Annotated in this window: 11 protein-coding genes; 6 read left to right on the forward strand and 5 right to left on the reverse strand. The window is 37.9% G+C overall.

From position 1 onward, the window contains the following. Positions 1 to 196: 196 nt before the first annotated feature. The 5 genes from G530_RS0108115 to G530_RS0108135 form a co-directional block, all read right to left on the reverse strand. Positions 197 to 910, reverse strand: coding sequence for a hypothetical protein (locus tag G530_RS0108115; protein WP_026934056.1), 714 nt, complete (start codon positions 908 to 910; stop codon positions 197 to 199). 3 nt (positions 911 to 913) lie between these two features. Continuing rightward, a complete protein-coding gene (locus tag G530_RS16670) occupies positions 914 to 4,282 on the reverse strand; it encodes an alpha-amylase family glycosyl hydrolase (protein ID WP_035716021.1) in 3,369 nt (1,122 codons plus the stop codon). A gap of 64 nt (positions 4,283 to 4,346) precedes the next feature. Continuing rightward, positions 4,347 to 5,480, reverse strand: coding sequence for a SusE domain-containing protein (locus tag G530_RS0108125; RefSeq protein WP_026934057.1), 1,134 nt, complete (start codon positions 5,478 to 5,480; stop codon positions 4,347 to 4,349). A 13-nt stretch (positions 5,481 to 5,493) separates the two neighbouring features. After that, positions 5,494 to 7,113, reverse strand: a complete 1,620-nt coding sequence (locus G530_RS0108130; protein ID WP_026934058.1) for a RagB/SusD family nutrient uptake outer membrane protein — start codon at positions 7,111 to 7,113, stop codon at positions 5,494 to 5,496. A gap of 14 nt (positions 7,114 to 7,127) precedes the next feature. Next, positions 7,128 to 10,043: a SusC/RagA family TonB-linked outer membrane protein gene (locus G530_RS0108135; protein WP_026934059.1), complete on the reverse strand. Its 2,916-nt coding sequence runs from the start codon at positions 10,041 to 10,043 to the stop codon at positions 7,128 to 7,130. Between the two features lie 222 nt (positions 10,044 to 10,265). Here G530_RS0108135 and G530_RS0108140 point away from each other — a divergent pair, with 222 nt between their 5' ends. The 6 genes from G530_RS0108140 to G530_RS0108165 all read left to right on the forward strand — a co-directional run bounded on the left by G530_RS0108140 (position 10,266) and on the right by G530_RS0108165 (position 19,221). Next, a complete protein-coding gene (locus G530_RS0108140; protein ID WP_026934060.1) occupies positions 10,266 to 11,294 on the forward strand; it encodes a LacI family DNA-binding transcriptional regulator in 1,029 nt (342 codons plus the stop codon). Positions 11,295 to 11,422: 128 nt separating this feature from the next. Beyond that, on the forward strand, positions 11,423 to 12,856 hold the full coding sequence (locus G530_RS0108145) for an MFS transporter (RefSeq protein ID WP_026934061.1): 1,434 nt from the start codon (positions 11,423 to 11,425) through the stop codon (positions 12,854 to 12,856). After that, entirely contained in the window at positions 12,843 to 13,523 is a 681-nt protein-coding gene (gene pgmB / locus G530_RS0108150) for a beta-phosphoglucomutase (RefSeq protein WP_026934062.1), read from the forward strand. The genes G530_RS0108145 and pgmB overlap by 14 nt, the downstream gene beginning before the upstream one ends. Then, a complete protein-coding gene (locus G530_RS0108155; protein ID WP_026934063.1) occupies positions 13,523 to 15,832 on the forward strand; it encodes a glycoside hydrolase family 65 protein in 2,310 nt (769 codons plus the stop codon). Before pgmB ends, G530_RS0108155 begins: the two co-directional genes overlap by 1 nt. A 54-nt stretch (positions 15,833 to 15,886) precedes the next feature. Continuing rightward, on the forward strand, positions 15,887 to 17,746 hold the full coding sequence (locus G530_RS0108160) for a glycoside hydrolase family 13 protein (protein WP_026934064.1): 1,860 nt from the start codon (positions 15,887 to 15,889) through the stop codon (positions 17,744 to 17,746). 29 nt (positions 17,747 to 17,775) lie between these two features. After that, a complete protein-coding gene (locus G530_RS0108165) occupies positions 17,776 to 19,221 on the forward strand; it encodes an alpha-amylase family glycosyl hydrolase (RefSeq protein ID WP_026934065.1) in 1,446 nt (481 codons plus the stop codon). Positions 19,222 to 19,242 lie beyond the last annotated feature (21 nt).

Genomic DNA, 19,242 nt, shown 5'->3' on the forward strand with positions numbered 1-19,242 from the left:
CATTCATTTATTAAGAACATACGGCATGATTTGTTAGCCGTAACCGACGCTAATATATATAATAAATCTTTGGTTTTACACTCATACAGCGTCTTTTCGTGAATTTTTGAAAGTTATTGTACAAACTTCAAACTCTCATTATTTTCGATATTAACATCTATTTATCATAAATTACTGAGATAAAGGTTTTTAATAATCAGTTTGTGGTCTTAAATGTATAAATGCTACTGGTGGAAGTATTGCTGCCATCACTGGTTACTACTCTCCAGTAATATACAGTATTCGCCTCTACAGAAACATTTACGCTTGTACTGGTTATATTTTTCCAATTTGCAGGTGGTTCCTGTGTTGCATCAACCTTATCTGCAAATAGGGTATAAGTGACGGCCTCTCCATCTGGATCCTGGGACGCTTCCCAGCTAATAGATACTTCACCGTTATCTGGCGTAACTGTAGCTCCCGGAGTTGGTGATAGTGCATTTACCGGGAATGGAGCGAAATTGGATTCTCCGTCTCCCGCCAGGTAAAACTTCCAGGTATTAGAACTGTTTGTAATTGAACCGCTATTTCTGGAAATAACCTGCCACGAATATGGGTGTCCTCTTCCAAGACTTACATCTGTAAAAGTAGCAGTGAGCGCTGTTTTAACTGAAGTGGTCTGATTATCTAAATTAGTGATCTTTAGGTCATAACTTTCTGTTTCTGAAGCTTCTTCCCAGCTAAATTCTACCATGGCTGAATTGCCTGAAATTTCTCCCTGTTCACATTCTTTATTGTTTTCCGGAAGCTTTAAAGTGGCCATTCCGGGTTCATCAATATCCGGTTGTGGAGTTGGAGTTGGATCACTTCCGCTATCGCAGGAAGTAAGCAGTATGAGTCCTGATATGTATAAAGTAAATAACTTTTTCATCTCTTATTCTTTAATTACTTTAATAGTTTTATTTACCGTGGCGCCCTGCATTCTTACGATATAAAGGCCTGAGCTTCTTCCTTTAAGATCTAGTTCTATTACCCTATTCGCTGCAACCGATTTTGATTTTTGATTTAAAAGGTTTCCGGTTCCGTCAAATATTTTAACTAGTACTTCTGAGTCATCCCCAGCTACATATACCTGCAGGTAACCCCTGGTTGGATTCGGGTAAAATGAAACTTTCTCGCTAACAAATATTTCTTCAAAATAACTTCCCTGACAATCAAGGTCTGTATTCACCTGAATTTTGTTCGAACCACTCTCCAGGTTCAATGTGATCTCAGATTCTGAGGTTACAAAATGTTCATTATTAAGGCTTATATAATATCTTTCTGCTCCATCGAGTTTTAAAGTGATCTGCTTTCTTGATTGGTTTACGGCCGAAGTGGTAGAAAGATCATCCGGTTCAGTAATAGTTACCGTATAACATCTTTCAAAATCGCTTTCTCCATTTACGGTAAAGCAAATTTCATAAGTTCCCGTGGCCAGGTTCTGAAAGTTTCCAGCATGATCATTTTCATTATTCAATACTATGGCATCCCCGCCATTAATAGATACTGAATAAGTATGATCTGGAATTGTTGCATTTACATTTATAGATCCGTTATCCTGTCCATTACAACTTGAACCTACAGCTTCAACATTAAATGCATCTGCCGGAAGATTAAAAACTGTGCATCCTTCTACATTTACTGAATCACCAATTGGTGTATCAGGACAATTGTCTTCTGCATCTGGAACCCCATCTTCATCGGCATCAGGGAAATTATCGTTTGGGAACAGGGCCGAAGGCTGATCTGCATAAATATGCCATTCTCCCGGAGCAAGGCTAAGGGTAGTAGTATTGGCAGTGATCGTCTTCTTTTTGTTATTATTAAAGAGGTCATACCAGTCTCCTGTTTGCTGAAATTCTACCTCAGTAGATTTTGTTGTCACACCAAAATTTCCAACAATAAGCATTTTTGAGATCTGGTTAGATCCGGCTGAAGAATAGTTAAGATGAATGGTTTTAATTCCATTTGTATTATCTGCATCTATAGTGAAATCATCAGTGTCAAAGATGGCTTCAGAATTCCTTAAAGCGATCAATTTTGAATAATCTTTATATAGGTCTTTGCGATCTGCATCTTCAAAATAATCCCAGCGAATAGGTTTGTTTCCCACCCTTCCGTTATAATCTATAGAAAAGTCATAGCCAAGTTCACCAAACTGCCAGATCATCTTAGGACCTGGAATTGTAAAAAAGAAGGCTGCATTCATGCTCATTCTGTCTAAGGCCGTAGGCAGTGATTTTACAGAATAGTCACCGGAGGAATTGCCATATTCTAATGCTTTGAACATTAAACGTTCTTCATCATGACTCTCCATATAAACTACGTTTCTAGGTTCTTCCCATCCACGATTTTTATAAGATGCCCAGGCAAAATCAGATTTACCACCATCGTGATATCCCATGATCGCTTCTCCGTAGGAACCGGTAAGATTGCTCCAAAGCATAATACCTTTCCCTTCATCAAGGCGGTAATTTGCCCATTCGGTCTCTTCGTTATTTCCGCCAAGGTGCTCAAAGATCACATAAGAGTCATCATCTACCGCCCATTGATAATCGGCGTATTCTTTTAACAATGCAACGCGGTCTGCCTGGTAGGAACCAGTACAACCTTCATCACTTGCTGAGCAATTCTGGGTAAATCCTTTTGTAAGATCCCAGCGAAATCCATCAAATTTGAATTCTTCGATCCAATATTGAACAATTCTTTTTACGTAATCCTGCGTTCCCTGGTATTGATGATTATAATCATAAAATACAGAATATGAATGTTTCGCAGATTGATTGAAAAAAGGATTGTCTGCAGATGGCGTCCCATTCGTATCACCATTTGAGTCATTATATAATCTGAAATATGGATTCTGTCCTGTTGCATGATTGAATACGATATCGGCTATTACAGCGATTCCTCGTTGATGTGCTTCGTCTATTAATTTCTTCAGCATTTCCGGGGAACCGTAATATTTATCTGTGGCCATATGGAAAGAAGGGTTATATCCCCAACTTTCATTACCGTCAAATTCATTTACCGGCATTAATTCAATAGCATTTATCCCTAAATTCTCCAGGTAATCCAATCTGTCTATAAGGGCCTTATAAGAATGATCTTCATCAAAATCTCTTAGAAGAAGTTCATAGATTACGAGGTCTTCTTTAGCTGGTTTTTCGAAAGAAGAGTCATTCCAGGTATAAGTGCTAGTATCTGTTTGAAACCAGGTTACTGCATTTGTTGTTTTACCTGAAGGATAGGAAGGAATATCAGAATAAGTTTCAGATTCTATATATTGATCATTCCATGGATCCAGGATCAAATGCGAAAAAGGATCTGCTATAGAGATTGAATAATCAACTTTATACTGGTAAAGAATATCGCTATTGGCAGTAAGTCCATCTAAGGTGATCCAGAAACGATCTTTTGCCGAATCATAATTCATTAAATAGTCATTAGACATTTCCCAGTTAGTAAGAGAACCAATCCAATGAACAACCTCCTTATTAGGAGCGTATAATACGAATGTTGCCTCTGTAGGATTAGATGGATCAAAATTGATCCCATCTTCTAATCCGGCCGGCAGGGAAACTTCGGGTACGTCTGCTTTAGCAGCGGCATAAAAGATCACAGACTGTGAATCATCACCGTCTATTGCTTTTAAACTTATCTCACTATAATCTGATAAGTTTAAAGAGTAAGAGTAATTCTTGGATAGAATAGAAGTGGAGTTAACTAATTCACCGCCTACATATAATTCAAAAAGAGCATCGATGCTAGAAGTTGCAGAGATCGATAAAGGATTTCCGTTTTCTAATAAAGTAAAACTAGCAGTCGGATTGTTTAAGGTTAGCTCGAAAGTACCCACATCCACTATAAAATCCTGAGTTTTTTTGTCACCGTTACCATCTTTAGCCTTTACTAAAAAGCCAATTCTTGTAATGCCGGTTCGACCAAAAAATTCAGAGACTTTAAAGGTGATACTTAATTTTTCACCATCCGCTGTAAGCTTGTGCGCTTCATTAGAATTATCCCAGCTCCCATTATTTGGAGCATTTTGTTGTACATCTGCATTATTGTAACTCCATGCCCATAAATAGGCATCGGTCACTCCCCATTGATCCAGATCTATATCTGAAAATGTTAAGGTTACGGTATCATTTTCTCCAAAAGGATCAGGATCTATTTCTACAGAAGCTGTTTGTTGCTGTCCCACGACCATTTGGAAAAACCCGATAGTGAATAACCAAAAAACAAGTAATTTTTGTTTCATATTATAATGTTTAAAAAAAGAAGGGGCTATATAAAATATACCCCCTTTTCTTATAAGCTAATTCTTAGTTCTTAGTAAGAGTGTAAGTATACATTCTAGGATTGCTTAGGTCCAAAGTAATAGTATAATTACCATCTTCTGGCACACCTATATTTTCTCCTCCGAACTCCATAGTCCCATCTGCTCCACTATCACCAATATTGAGATCCCAAGCGTCATTAGCTCTGAATTTAATACCGTTATCTGGAGCAACCTGTGCAGTTAGGTCCAGAGTTAATGTCCAGATCTTATTTTCTGCATCATAAGTCATATCTGTATCGCTATCCCAACCTGTTGGAGTAGCATTACCAATTATTCCCCAGCTAGTTTTAGTAAGAGAATATGTAAGTGCTTCAGGATCTGCTTTTACAAGATAATAGCCACCAGTTCCATCTGGAGTTCCAGCATTTACACCCGGTGCGGCCAGGATTTCTGTATAATCACCATCTGCTGCACCAGCATCACCATAATTCCCATCCCAACCTTCATTAGTTGGAAGGAATTTGTACATAGGCTGGTCGACATTCATGTAGATGAAACCTTCATAATTAGTGTTGCCCATTTCAGCTGCTAAAGGAATACCATTTTCAGGACTCCAGTTTGCTGCATATCCACTATCTTCTGGAAAGCTTCCGGTAACATAGATCTTAGGAAGTTCTGGTTCTTCGTCCTCAGCCTCTGGTAAAGTAACATTTACAGTGATCACGTCAGAGAATTGCTCTACTACATTACCACCATCACCGCCAACATATGCACGCACCTGGAAATTAATAGTTCCAGTGTTTGGAGCATCTGTTTCAGGATCATTATCCAAACCAGCATCTGCAGCAAGACTTAGCATTTCACTAACTGTTACTCCAGCATTTGTAACTTCTCCTCCAAAAATTGGGTCTGAATAATCAAAAGTCATATCTGCAGAACCTGCAAGCTGATAGTTCACCGGAGTTTGAACATCGAAATCTACAGGATTCCAAACGAATCTTTCGGCAAGACTGGCACCATTAGATGCTTTTAAATCATAATTGTCTGCAGTAGCACTGGTAAAGGCCAGGCCAGCAGGATCTGGTTTTGCCACAAAAGTGAATGAGTCATCTTCGGTACATGAATTCAAGCCAATTAGCCCGATTAATGCGAATAATAAAAAACTTAATTTTTTCATTTTATGAGATATTTTAATAACCTGTATTTTGAGTTAGATTTGGATTTACTGAAATAAGATTGCCTGGTAAAGGGAATAAAGTTCTGAAGTCTTCAACCGCTGTTCCACTACGGGTACCACCTTTAAAAGGCCATAAATAACTTCCTGTAGTGAATAAATTATAACGTATCAAATCTGTTCTTCTTTGACCTTCCCAGTACAATTCTCTTGCTCTTTCATCAAGGATGAAATTCAGGGTAAGATCTGAACTGTTAATGTTCCCACTATTATCACCAAATGCTCTTTCTCTAAGCTCATTGATGTAACCTGTTGCTGTGGCAAGGTCACCACCAGCACCACCTCTTACTACAGCTTCTGCGTAGTTAAGGTACATCTCAGCAAGGCGAATAAGAGGTAGATCTGTATCAACGAAATCTCCACCGCCATCACTTCCCTGGTTGCCTTCAGAATCGATATTCTTGAATTTGGTGACAGCGTATCCATCTGTAAATGTATTTGCGATGGTATTGATCTCTAAGCTTTGTCCATCTGTATAGAACATAGCTCTTGAGTCTTCCCATTCTACAGGGTTTCCATCATCGTCAGTCTGAGTCACAGCATAATCGAATTGATTTACAAGAGCCTTTGTAGCTCTTAAACCTTCCCATCCACCATTAACACCAAACTCGCTGGCTTCCATAGAGCCTCCAATTGAAGCATGTACCAGGAAGGTAGTACCTCCAAAGGTTTTGGATTCATTTCCGTCAAAATTAGCAGTGAAAATGAATTCACTTTGAGCACCATTGCTATTATTATCGGCTAGGAATAATTCATCATAAGCAGAACCATTTCCGTTCGCATCTGTAGTATTAATAGAATAAGTTGAATTGATCGCCATTTTTGAGAATTCCACGGCATCTGAATATCTATCTTCACTAACCCATGAATCTGCATTCAGGTATAATTTAGATAATAGTGCCCATGAAGCTACTTTATCTACACGACCATATTCATTTGCACCACTCTCCTTAAGATTAGCCTGAATATCTAATAACTCAGCCTCTACAAAATCAAAGATCTCTTTTCTTGAAGCCTGCTCCGGTGGAACTGTAGATACCTGTGTAACCAAAGGAACGTTACCGTAAATATCTATAAGGTTATAATAGGCAAAAGCTCTTAGAAACCTTGCTTCAGCTATATAAGCTGCAACTTCTGGATCATCACCAAAGCTTTGTGCATTAGTAATAAAGGAGTTACAAAATGACACTTCCTGAGCAAGTCTGTAATACATACCTGTAGAGAAGTCATTAGAAGCTCCCCAGTTCATTGCATGTAAGTTAGGAAGTCCGGGATCTCCCCATCCTACTACGGCATTATCTGTGGTTAATTCATTAAGACTGTATAACATTCTCGTATACTGAGAAGTACCTTCGTCTATTCCTGTAATATCAGCTTGTCCAGAAGGACCTTGCTGACCAGTTAACGCTAAACTGGCATAAAGCTTAGCCAGGGCGCTTTTAGCTTCCTGAGCATCTGCAAAAACGTTAGTTTCTGTAAAACTATCAGGATCTATAGGATCTTGATCTAGATCGGCGTGGCAACTTACAATGAAGCAAGCCGGTACGATCAGGATTAATTTCTTTATAATATTCATTTTCAAACTATTTTTTAAAAGTTAAGATTTGCTCCGATTGCGAATGTTCTAGGGCGAGGATAGAAGTTATTATCTATTCCTCCGCTAATCTCAGGATCCAGACCTTCGTAGTCGGTTACCGTCAATACATTTAAAGCAGAACCATAAATTCTTAAGGTTGACTCTTTAAATATTTCTGGTAGCGTGTAGCCTAAAGTGATATTATCTAATTTAAAGAAAGACGCATCCTGAACGTAGTAATCACTAGACAGGTTTGTTTCTGTAGTAGTTACAAAACCAGAGTTATAGTAATCTGACTGCAGGTTTCTTAGAATAGCATTTGCCGTAGCACGGGTTTCAAAAGATTTACTCGATGCCATGTTATTATAGGCATAGTTTCCAAGATTAGCTCTGGTTACAATTGCCAGATCCCAGCTCTTATAATTTAAATTGGTGTTTAGACCCATACTGATATCTGCATAAGGATCCTTATAAAGATATTTGTCATCATCATTGATCTCATTATCTCCATTTCTGTCTACATATGCACCTTCAACAGGTCTTCCGTTTTCATCATATACCTGTTTAAAAACCCAGTAGCTAAAAGGAGCAAATCCTTCTTTATGAAGTTGAATTGTATTCCCGGTACCACCGTTAATTCCACCTACCTGAACTTCATCCGGTAAGTTTGTGATCTCGTTTTCATTGTAGCTGATGTTATAACCAATGCTCCAGTTAAAATTTTCTTTTCTAACAGGGACTACATTTATTTCAAATTCAATACCTCGGTTTTCCATATCACCAATATTATCATCGATGGCATTAGCGAAGTTTGTAAATGGATCTACAGTTACAAAGCTTATGAGGTCTTCAGTTTCTTTAAGGTAGACATTCACAGAACCTGAAATTCGATTACTAAATAGTCCGTAATCTAAACCTAGGTTATAGGTTTTTCCAACTTCCCATCTAAGGTCTTTATTTAAAGGTTCTGGTCTGTAAGTTTGATAGAATTGATTACCTAACTGATAGCTGGCGCCTCCAATACTTCCGGCATATTTTGTAAGGAAGTTATAATCACCAAGGCCATTTACGTTACCAATTTCACCATAACCAACTCTCAATTTAAGTTGATCAACAACGGCAGAGCTCTCTAAGAAATTTTCGTTATTTAGATTCCATGCTAATGCGAATGACGGGAAATAACCCCATCTGTCATCTGGATTTAGTTTAGAAGAAGAGTCAGCTCTCATAGTAGCTGTAAAAAGATATCTGTTATCGAAGTTATAATTGAATCTTCCAAAGTAAGATAGGAGTACACTCTTAGCTTTATCGATAAATTCAAAATCAAGACCATCCTCTTCTAATTCACTATCATAGCTATAATTGTCATTTTCAAAACTCTGATAAGAATATCCGGCTACTGCGTTTACTGAATGGACATCAAAATCATTATCATAAGTTAAATAAGCATCAAATAATTTATTTGTGTTTTCATTGCTATAAGAATTATATGATCCATTCCAGTCTTGTGCTGAAGACGGCATTTGATCTGAAGTCACAACTCTTCCATTTGCGTTAGATTTATCTAAACCTACATTCACTGTTGCGGTTAATTCCGGAAGAAAATGGAAATCATAATCAACTTTAGCATTACCAATGAATCTTCTAACTTCAGAAGTGTCATCTTTGAATGCTAAAAGTGCAACCGGGTTGGTTGGAGCAAGACTATTTTGAACATTTTCTGAATTTAACCAGGTGAAATAACCTCCAAATGGAGAATTTTCGTCAAACACAGATTGTGTTGGGTCAAAATCTACTGAACTTCCAATAGCATCTCTATTGGCAAAAGTATTTTCAGTATACATTCCCCGACCATTCAGTTCAACGGTTAGGTGACTATCAAGAAAACTAGGTCGTAAATTAATAGAGGCTGTAGTTCTTGTAAAATTATCACCTCTTAAAACACCATCCTGATCTGTATAACCTAATGAAGCACGTACTGGCATAAAATCACCAACTCTACCTGTGGTGCTTAGATTGTGTTCAGATCCAAAAGAAGTAGTATAAATTTCATCCTGCCAGTCTGTATTAGTGTTTCCTAATCTTTCAATTGCAGCATCATCACCTATTTCATTAATTAGTGTTCTAAACTGGTCCCCGTTAAGTACATCTACATAATCTGTTGGAGTATAAACGGTTGTAGAAGTAGAAAGATTGAATTTAAATTCATTTCCTTTTCCTTTCTTGGTGGTGATCATAATTACACCATTCGCAGCTCTCGAACCGTAAATCGCGGTTGAAGATGCATCCTTTAGAATGGTCATACTTTCAATATCACTAGGATTAATGAAATCTAAAGCATTTCTGGATCCACCTACGGCATCGTTTGATAATGGAATCCCATCAACTACAATAAGCGGAGAACTTGTAAGGGATAATGATCCCTGTCCTCTAATATTAATAGTTTGGCCTTCACCAGGAGCACCACCACCAGAAGTTACACTTACTCCAGCAACTTTACCGGTAATAAGCTGACCAGCAGTTTGCACTGGACCCTGGTTAAAATCTTCGGTACTAACCTGGTCCACAGCTCCGGTTGCATCTTTTTTGCTTACAGAGCCATAACCAATAACCACAACCTCATCTAGAGCAGCAGAATCTTCTTCTAACTGAATATCCAGAGTGGATTGGCCACTATAAGTTATTTCCTGAGTGGCAAATCCTAAAAATGAAAAAGAAAGGATATCACCGTCTGAAACATTTTCGATGGAATATTCACCATCAAAATTTGAAATGGTACCATTTGTGGTACCCTGAACAATTACATTCACACCTGGAACTGGTAAACCTGTGGCGCTTTCGGTCACGGTCCCACTAACGGTGTTTTGGGCAAAAAAGCTCATTGGTAGCATAAACAGCAAAAACAATGTGCTTTTAAATAAAGTTCTCATAAATTTTCTATTGGTTTTACTAAAAATTAACCTTATATTTTTACTTCCTGAGGTTAAATGTATGTAAATTCCTCACCAATAATGGGGCATTCAGCGCCACTACTACAACGAAAACGTTTTCGTGTTGAAAACTTTTTTCAGTTAAGGCATTAATAATATAAATATGGTAAATTTGATATTTCCAGAATCAAAGCCACCCAAAATCAAGAATATCGAAACTAAATGAAGCCAAAACTTACCCTAAAAAAGATTGCGAAAGAATTAGATGTTTCAATTTCTACAGTTTCGAAAGCCCTTCGCGATAGCCCGGAAATCGGAGAAGAAACCCGCGAAAAGATCAAGGCTTTTGCCAAACATTATAATTACAAGCCAAATAATATAGCTCTTAGCCTTAAAAATAGAAAGACCAAGACCATAGGTATCATTATTCCTGAAATTGTACACCATTTCTTTACTACCGTCATTAGTGGTGTAGAGAAGGTTGCCAATGAAATGGGGTATAACGTTTTGGTTTGCCTTTCAGACAATTCTTTTGATAAAGAGGTCCTGAATATGGAAATGCTGGCAAATGGTAGTACAGATGGATTTATTCTTTCCCTTGCCAAGGAAACCATGCAAAAGGGAGATTATCATCATTTAATAGAAGCTATAAATCAAGGGATGCCACTAGTTCTTTTTGATAGAGTGGTAGAAGATATTTCCTGTGATAAAGTGATCATAGATGATGTTACGGGTGGTAAGAAAGCGGTACAATATCTTGTGGATATTGGCTGTAAAAAGATTGCATTGATCTCTACAGTAGATTATGTAAGTGTCGGGAAACTTAGAACTAAAGGTTATAAGGATGCCCTGGAAGAAAACGGAATTTCGGTAAATGAAGATCTGATATTAAAGATCGAAGAAATGGAAGATTCTGAGGCTGAAATAGAGCAATTCCTTAAAGAGAAAGACGTTGATGGGGTGTTTGCTGTGAATGAGCATTTTGCCATTTCAGCGATCAAGACGATACAGGAACAGGGTAAAAAAGTTCCAGATGATGTTTCGGTAATTGGCTTTACAGATGGTGAGCTTTCTAAAAGGTTCATACCAAGTTTAACTACAGTTAGTCAGCATGGGATGAGAATAGGAGAGGAGTCTGCCAGGTTATTGATAGAAAAACTTGAGAGAACCCCTTCAGAAGAAGAATATTACAAAACAATTATAGTAGAGACAGGCCTGGTGACCAGAAATTCAACAAAATCAAAGAAATAAGCCCGACGTTTTAAAAATTATATATATTTGCCTCAGTTGAAATTTATCAGAACTTATATTTTTACTTCCTACCTTGTTTAAGTTTTGATAAGTCTTAGTGCTTATCGTAGAATAACTAAAATCGCGATATGCAAAAACCCCGTTTAAAGTTTTGGGATATCTGGAACATGAGTTTTGGATTTCTGGGTATTCAATTTGGTTTCGCTCTTCAGGGCTCGACCATGTCCCGTATTTTTGAAACTCTTGGAGCAGAAAAAGATAATATACCTTTATTATGGATAGCAGCTCCGTTGGCAGGTTTAATCGTTCAGCCTATTATTGGGTATTTGAGCGACAATACCTGGCATAAAACCCTTGGTAGAAGAAGACCATTCTTTTTGCTGGGAGCCATCTTAAGTTCCATCGCTTTATTAGCGATGCCATATTCTTCCGCAGTATGGATGGCGGCCGGGCTACTATTAGTTTTAGATGCCTCTATTAATATTTCCATGGAACCTTTTCGTGCTTTGGTCGCAGATAAATTACCAGACTCTCAAAGGAGTTACGGTTTTGTGATTCAAACATTGATAATTGGAATAGGAACCTGGGTTGCCAGTAACCTTCCTAAATTCATGAACAACGTTCTTAATATAAGTAATGAAGCAGCACCAGGAGTTGTTCCTGAATCTGTGAAAGTTGCATTTATTGTTGGAGCCGTTGTATTCTTAGGTTCGATTCTGGTTACAATTTTCACCACCAAGGAATTTTCTCCGGAAGAAATGAAGAAATTCGATCCAGATTCGGTAGAAGAAGAGGATAAGGGAATGCTGAAAACAATTCTCGGTACCTATGCCTTAATGCCGAAGATCATGAAAAAATTAGGCGTCGTTCAATTTTTCTCCTGGTTCGCTTTTTTTGCCATGTGGACCCTGGCGAATCCTGCTTTAACAAGTCATATATATAATGCGCCGAAACCTCAAATACAAGAATTTGCTCAAAAAGACGCAGATGGCGAGGTTATGTATGATGCAGATAGGGTAATTCTTTTTGAAGATGATCAGTCAAAAGCAGAGTATTCTCAACTGGATAAACAATATAACGAAGCCAGTGATGATGTAGGATCTAAAATGGGAATTTATGGCCTGTCATCCATGGCATTTGCATTATTACTTACCTTCTATACTTCCAGGTTTTCTATAAATAGAAAGATCGTACACATGGGAAGTTTGATAATGGGAGGATTAGGGTTCCTTTTAATGTTCTTTATTCCCGGAGATCCAGATATGCTATACGTTTCTTTTACTCTTATAGGATTTGCCTGGGGTAGTATACTTTCAATGCCATATGCTATGCTTTCCAGTTCTGTAGAGTCCTCAAAAATGGGACTAATGATGGGGGTTTTCAATATGTTTATTGTAATTCCTCAGATCATAGCAGCTTTAGGGGGTGTAGTATTTCTTCAGAAATTAATAGGTGATGAATCTATACATGCTATGACCATTGCCGGAATATTCTTAATGTTGGCGGCATTTTCTAATTTATTAATAACAGACAGAAAAGCAATAAAATATGAACCAGCCTAATATAGAAAATCATAAAGCATTCATTTTCGATCTGGATGGCGTAATAGTAGATACTGCTAAGTTTCATTTTTTGGCCTGGAGAAAACTAGCGAATGACCTGGGGTTCGATTTTACCGAAGAGCAGAATGAGCAGTTAAAAGGCGTGAGCCGCGTAGAATCCTTAAAAAGGATCCTTAAATGGGGAAATATGGAGCTGTCTGAAGATGAATTTCAGAGGCAAATGGCCATGAAAAATGAAAATTACTTATCTTATGTAAATGAGATGGACGATAACGAGATTCTTCCAGGCGTTCGTAAAGTGCTGGATTATCTTACCGAGAAGAACATTCCATTCGCTTTAGGTTCTGCCAGTAAAAATGCCAGGCCTATCTTAAAAAAGCTCGATCTGTACGATAAATTCGATGCAATAGTAGATGGTACAGATGTTAGTAAGGCAAAGCCAGATCCTGAAGTTTTCCTGATCGCGGCAGACAAATTAAATACACCACCACATCAATGTGTGGTATTTGAAGATTCGGTTGCGGGAGTTCAGGCTGCCAATATCGGCAATATGACAAGTGTTGGAATTGGAGATACCGATGTGCTGAACGAAGCAGATCATATTTTCGCAGACTTCACCGAGATTAAAATAGAATTTATAGAAAATTTATTGAGAAAAGAGAACTAATGAATCAAGATTATATTAAACCTGATGCGTGGTCCATTATAGAGGAAGAGTTTGATACGGGCCGAGTAAAATCTTCTGAAAGTCTATTTAGTATAGGTAACGGAGCCATGGGTCAACGTGCGAACTTTGAAGAGCAGTACTCGGGGCCAAGTTTCCAGGGAAGTTATATAGGAGGTGTTTTCTATCCAGATAAAACAAAAGTTGGCTGGTGGAAGAATGGTTATCCTGAATATTTCGCGAAAGTATTGAACGCACCAAACTGGATAGGGATCAATGTTTTTATTAATGAAGAGCCTTTAGACCTTTTTACCTGTACCCAGGTGAAAAACTTTAGAAGAGAACTTAATATGAAAGAAGGTTTTCTTGCCAGGTCTTTTGAAGCAACACTACCTAATGGTATTGAGATTGAGGTGAAAGCCGTTCGGTTTCTTTCTATAGTTAACGATGAGCTGGGAGCTATTAAATATGAAGTGACTCCGCTAAACCAGGATGCGACCGTAAAATTTGATCCTTACCTGGACGGAAGTATTACCAATACAGATGCTAACTGGGAAGAGCGTTTCTGGGAGACTCAGGAAGTAAAGACAGATGGCGATAGAGGCTTTATAGTATCCAAGACTTTAAAAACAGAATTTCATGTAGGTACCTATATGAGATCTGAAATTCTGAAGTCCGGTAAGAAAATTGAAATGTCTCCTGAAGTGAAAACCGATGAGGACCGGATATCTTTCTCTTATTCCCTGGAAACAGCAAAAGCTGAAACTGCTGGAATTATAAAATATGCCGGGTATGTTTCTGATATGAATCATAAACGATCTGAGCTAATTCAGGGAGCATCTATGGTTCTGGATAAAGCCATGGAAAAAGGATTCGATCAGCTTAAGAATGAACAGAAAGAAGCCTGGGCTTCTATCTGGGAAATGGCAGATATCACGATTTCCGGAGATGTAAAAGCTCAACAGGGAATTCGTTTTAATATTTTTCAGCTGAATCAAACCTATCTTGGAAAGGATGAAAGACTGAATATTGGTCCGAAAGGATTTACGGGAGAAAAATACGGAGGTAGTACCTATTGGGATACCGAAGCTTATTGTATTCCATTTTATATGGCTACTAAAGATCAGAAAGTTGCCAGGAAATTATTAGCCTACAGGCATAATCATTTAGAAAAGGCCAAAGAGAATGCTTCAAAATTAGGATTTTCGAATGGTGCCGCTCTTTACCCTATGGTTACCATGAATGGTGAAGAAAGCCATAACGAATGGGAGATCACTTTTGAGGAGATCCACAGGAATGGCGCCATGGTTTTCGCCATTTACAATTATGTGAGGTTTACTGGAGATTTCAGTTATATCCCGGAAAAAGGGCTGGAAGTAATGATCGCTATCGCCAGGTTCTGGCATCAGCGAGCTAACTTCAGCAAGAATAAAGATAAATATGTCATCCTTGGCGTAACCGGCCCTAATGAATACGAGAATAATGTAAACAATAACTGGTATACCAATTATATCGCTAAATGGTGCATTGAATACTGTCTTGAAATGATACGCAAGGTGAAAGATGGGCATCAGGAAGATTATACCAGAATCATGGGACTCACTTCCCTGAATGAAGGGGAACTTTCTAAATGGAAAGAAGTGGCTGAAAATATGTATTTCCCGTATTCTGAAGAACATGGGGTTTACCTTCAGCAAGATGGATTCCTGGATAAGGAAATAATCCCGGTATCAGATCTTGATAAAAAACAACGCCCAATTAACCAGAAGTGGAGTTGGGACAGGATCCTTAGATCATGTTATATAAAACAGGCAGATGTACTGCAAGGCTTCTATTTCTTTGCAGATCATTTTACTAAGGAAGATCTTGAGAAGCATTTTGATTTCTATGAACCGCTTACCGTTCATGAATCATCGCTTTCTCCTTGTGTTCATAGTATTCAGGCTGCGTTATTAGGCAGAATGGAACAGGCTTATGAATTCTATGTTCGAACTTCCAGACTGGATCTAGACGATTATAATAAAGAGGTTGAAGAAGGTTGTCATATTACCAGTATGGCTGGAACATGGATGAGTATCGTGGAAGGTTTTGGCGGAATGAGAGTTGAGAATGATATGCTTTCCTTCAAACCTCAAATTCCGGAACAATGGAATGCTTACTCTTTCAAAGTGAATTTCAGGGATAGAATTCTAAAGGTAGATGTTTCTTCAGAGAAGACTGAATTCTCACTGGAAGGAAATAAATCTCTTGAGATTCTCGTAAATGATAAAGTGTTGGAAGTTCAACCCAATACTACTCCAATTAGTGCATAAACTATCAAAGGCTTTCTGAATCATCGGGAAGCCTTTTTTATAATTAATAATAATATGAAACAAATTTTGTTTTGCGTACTTCTCATGTCAGTAATAAATTCATATAGCCAGATAGACCGGGTGGAACCACCTAACTGGTGGGTGGGATTTGAAGAATCAAACCTTCAATTGCTTGTATATGGAGAGAATATAGGAAAAGCTACGCCTGTAATAAACTATGACGGAGTTACTATTGAAAAAGTAAACCAGGCTAAAAGTCCTAATTATCTTTTTATTGATCTGAATATTTCAGAAAATACTGAGCAGGGAACTTTTGATCTTATCCTTGAAATGCCCGATGGTAAAAAAGAGACCTATGATTATGAATTAAAGCAGCGTACCAGGCCTGCTGAGGATTATATAGGTTTCAATAATACAGACGCTGTATATCTTATTACACCAGACAGGTTTGCTAATGGTGATGAATCTAATGATATAGATGAATCTCTGAATGAAAAAACTATAGATCGGGAAGATGACTATGCTCGTCACGGTGGTGATATTCGTGGTATTATTGATCACCTGGATTATATAGATGAAATGGGCTTCACGGCCCTATGGTCTTCTCCTTTGTTGATCAATGACATGAAATCTGGCTCTTATCACGGGTATGCCATGACCGATTTTTATCGTGTTGATCCTCGATTTGGAACTCTTGAAGAATACAAAGAGCTGGCTGATAAAGCTGAAAAAAGAGGAATTAAAATGATAATGGATCTGGTGGCTAATCATATAGGATTGGAACACTGGTGGATGAAAGACCTACCATTTAGCGACTGGATAAATTATCAGGAGCAATTTGAAAAAGGCGAGAAGATCTTGCATTCTAACCATAAGAGAACGGCTAATCAGGATAATTACGCTTCAGAATATGATAAGAAAAGGTTGAATGACGGCTGGTTTGTAGATACTATGCCAGACCTCAATCAAAAGAATCCTTTTATGGCAAAATATCTTATTCAGAATAGCATCTGGTGGATTGAAACTTTGAAGCTTGGCGGAATTCGTCAGGACACCTATCCTTATCCAGATAAGGAATTTATGAGCGATTGGGCCGGGGCTATTATGAACGAGTATCCTAATTTTAATATTGTAGGAGAAGAATGGAGCTACAATCCTTTATTAATAAGATTCTGGCAGGATGGGGTTGATAATGGGTACGATTCAAATCTTAAAACTACCATGGATTTTGCCATGCAGGGAAAAATAGTAGAAGGTCTAAATGAAGATGAAGGTTGGGAGCGCGGGCTTCATAAATTATATGAAGGTCTTTCTAATGACTTCTCTTATGCTTCACCTGAAAATATCATGATCTTCCCGGATAATCATGATATGAGTAGAATTTATACTCAGCTTAAAGAAGATATCCCAAACACGAAAATGGCGCTGGCTTATCAATTAGTGCTTCCAAGAATACCGCAGATCTATTATGGAACTGAAATTTTAATGGATGATACTGAAAAACCAGGTGACCACGGATTAATTAGAACTGAATTTCCTGGCGGCTGGAGCGATAGTGAAGTAAATGCCTTTACCTCTGAAGGCTTGACTGAAGACCAGAAGGATATGCAGTCTTTCCTTAAGTCTATCCTTAATTACAGGAAGGAAAGTGAAGCGATACATAATGGGAAAACCATTCATTTTGCACCTGAAAATGGAATTTATCTAATTTCCAGAATTTCAGAAAATGAAAAAATTGTACTTATTCTAAATAAGAATGAGGAGGCATATGATCTGGAGCTGGAGAGATTTAAAGAATTAAATCTTCAGAATTCAGAAATGCAAAACCTGATTTCAAAGGAAAATATAACCTGGGATCAAACTCTAGAACTTCCTGAAAGAGGAGTTTATTTCTACACCACAAAATTTAACTAAAAACTTAATAAACCCTAAACCCACAATTAATGAAAAAGGTTGTTTTACTATTGATGGTATTCAGTTTTCTGATATCATGTAAGGATGAGCCCAAAAAAGATAATTTAGAGGAAACAAAAGAGGATACGCTAAGTCTGGCTCCTGTAGATAATGAGATGCTGGAATCGGCAGTGATCTACGAAGCGAACCTACGTCAGTATTCGCCGGAAGGCACTTTTGATGCGTTTACGAAAGATATTCCGCAATTAAAAGAACTTGGAGTAAAAGTGATCTGGCTAATGCCGATGTATCCAATTTCTGAAAAGAACAGAAAAGCTACCGGAGGTCGTGACGTTGAAGATATCGAGGATCCTGAAGAACGAAAGAAATACCTTGGAAGTTATTATTCTATTTCAGATTACTCCGCGGTAAATCCTGAGCATGGAAACATGGAAGATTTTGATGAATTGGTACAAACAGCTCATGAGAATGATATGTATGTGATCCTGGATTGGGTGGCAAATCATACCGGATGGGATCATCAATGGATCACAGATCATAAAGACTGGTACACTCAGAATGAAAAAGGAGAAATTGTAGATCCTATCAATGATGAAACCGGCGAATCCTGGGGTTGGACAGATGTGGCAGATCTTAATTTTGATAATCAGGAAATGAGACAGGCGATGATAGATGAAATGTTATTCTGGGTAGAAGAGCATGATATTGATGGTTTTAGAGCCGACGCAGCGCACTCAGTTCCTACAGATTTCTGGGAAACTGCGGCTGAAGAGATAAGAAAAGTAAAGCCGGTATTTATGCTTGCAGAAGCAGATAATCCAAAAGATCTTTTCCATAATGCTTTTGAAATGGGCTATAACTGGGAAGGTCATCACCTAATGAACAGTATCGCAAAAGGAGAAAAATCAGCTAAAGATTGGGATGAATATATGAAGAAGGTTGATTCAACTTTTCAGGACGATGATTACCTGATGAATTTTGTGACCAATCATGATGAGAATTCCTGGGCTGGGACGGTAAGAGAAAGAATGGGAGATGCTTCAGAAGCGATGCTCGCCATGTCCTATACCTTGCCGGGAATGCCTTTGATCTATAGCGGGCAGGAATACGATATGGATAAAAGACTTTTATTCTTTGAGAAAGACACAATTCCTAAAACAAAAGGAAAGGTCTATCCACTTTTAGAGAAACTTGGTGAATTAAAGAATACGAATCCAGCGCTTAATGGTGGAAAGGAAGCTGCAAGTTATGCCAACGTGAATACTTCTGCTGAAGACAAGATAATTGCTTATAAGAGAGAGAAAAATGGTGAGACTTTATATTATGTAGCTAATATGACTTCTGAACCGGTTTCATTTAAAGCAGAAATAGAAGGTGATTTTATAGAATATATGAGTGGATCTGAAGTGTCGTTTTCTAAAGACCAGGAAATGCAATTTGGGCCCTGGGAGTATAAAATTTTGATAAATAAGTAATTAAAGTCCTAAATATTTGCA

The organism is Christiangramia echinicola DSM 19838 (genome assembly GCF_000423065.1).
Lineage (GTDB): Bacteria > Bacteroidota > Bacteroidia > Flavobacteriales > Flavobacteriaceae > Christiangramia > Christiangramia echinicola.

What these genes read in the sequence shown, in the direction of transcription:
- G530_RS0108140 (WP_026934060.1), top strand. Translation starts at nt 10,266, where the DNA reads ATGAAGCCAAAACTTACCCTAAAAAAGATTGCGAAAGAATTAGATGTT.
- G530_RS0108160 (WP_026934064.1), top strand. Translation starts at nt 15,887, where the DNA reads ATGAAACAAATTTTGTTTTGCGTACTTCTCATGTCAGTAATAAATTCA.
- G530_RS16670 (WP_035716021.1), bottom strand. Translation starts at nt 4,282, where the DNA reads ATGAAACAAAAATTACTTGTTTTTTGGTTATTCACTATCGGGTTTTTC.
- G530_RS0108125 (WP_026934057.1), bottom strand. Translation starts at nt 5,480, where the DNA reads ATGAAAAAATTAAGTTTTTTATTATTCGCATTAATCGGGCTAATTGGC.
- G530_RS0108135 (WP_026934059.1), bottom strand. Translation starts at nt 10,043, where the DNA reads ATGAGAACTTTATTTAAAAGCACATTGTTTTTGCTGTTTATGCTACCA.
- G530_RS0108155 (WP_026934063.1), top strand. Translation starts at nt 13,523, where the DNA reads ATGAATCAAGATTATATTAAACCTGATGCGTGGTCCATTATAGAGGAA.
- G530_RS0108145 (WP_026934061.1), top strand. Translation starts at nt 11,423, where the DNA reads ATGCAAAAACCCCGTTTAAAGTTTTGGGATATCTGGAACATGAGTTTT.
- G530_RS0108115 (WP_026934056.1), bottom strand. Translation starts at nt 910, where the DNA reads ATGAAAAAGTTATTTACTTTATACATATCAGGACTCATACTGCTTACT.
- pgmB (WP_026934062.1), top strand. Translation starts at nt 12,843, where the DNA reads ATGAACCAGCCTAATATAGAAAATCATAAAGCATTCATTTTCGATCTG.
- G530_RS0108165 (WP_026934065.1), top strand. Translation starts at nt 17,776, where the DNA reads ATGAAAAAGGTTGTTTTACTATTGATGGTATTCAGTTTTCTGATATCA.
- G530_RS0108130 (WP_026934058.1), bottom strand. Translation starts at nt 7,113, where the DNA reads ATGAATATTATAAAGAAATTAATCCTGATCGTACCGGCTTGCTTCATT.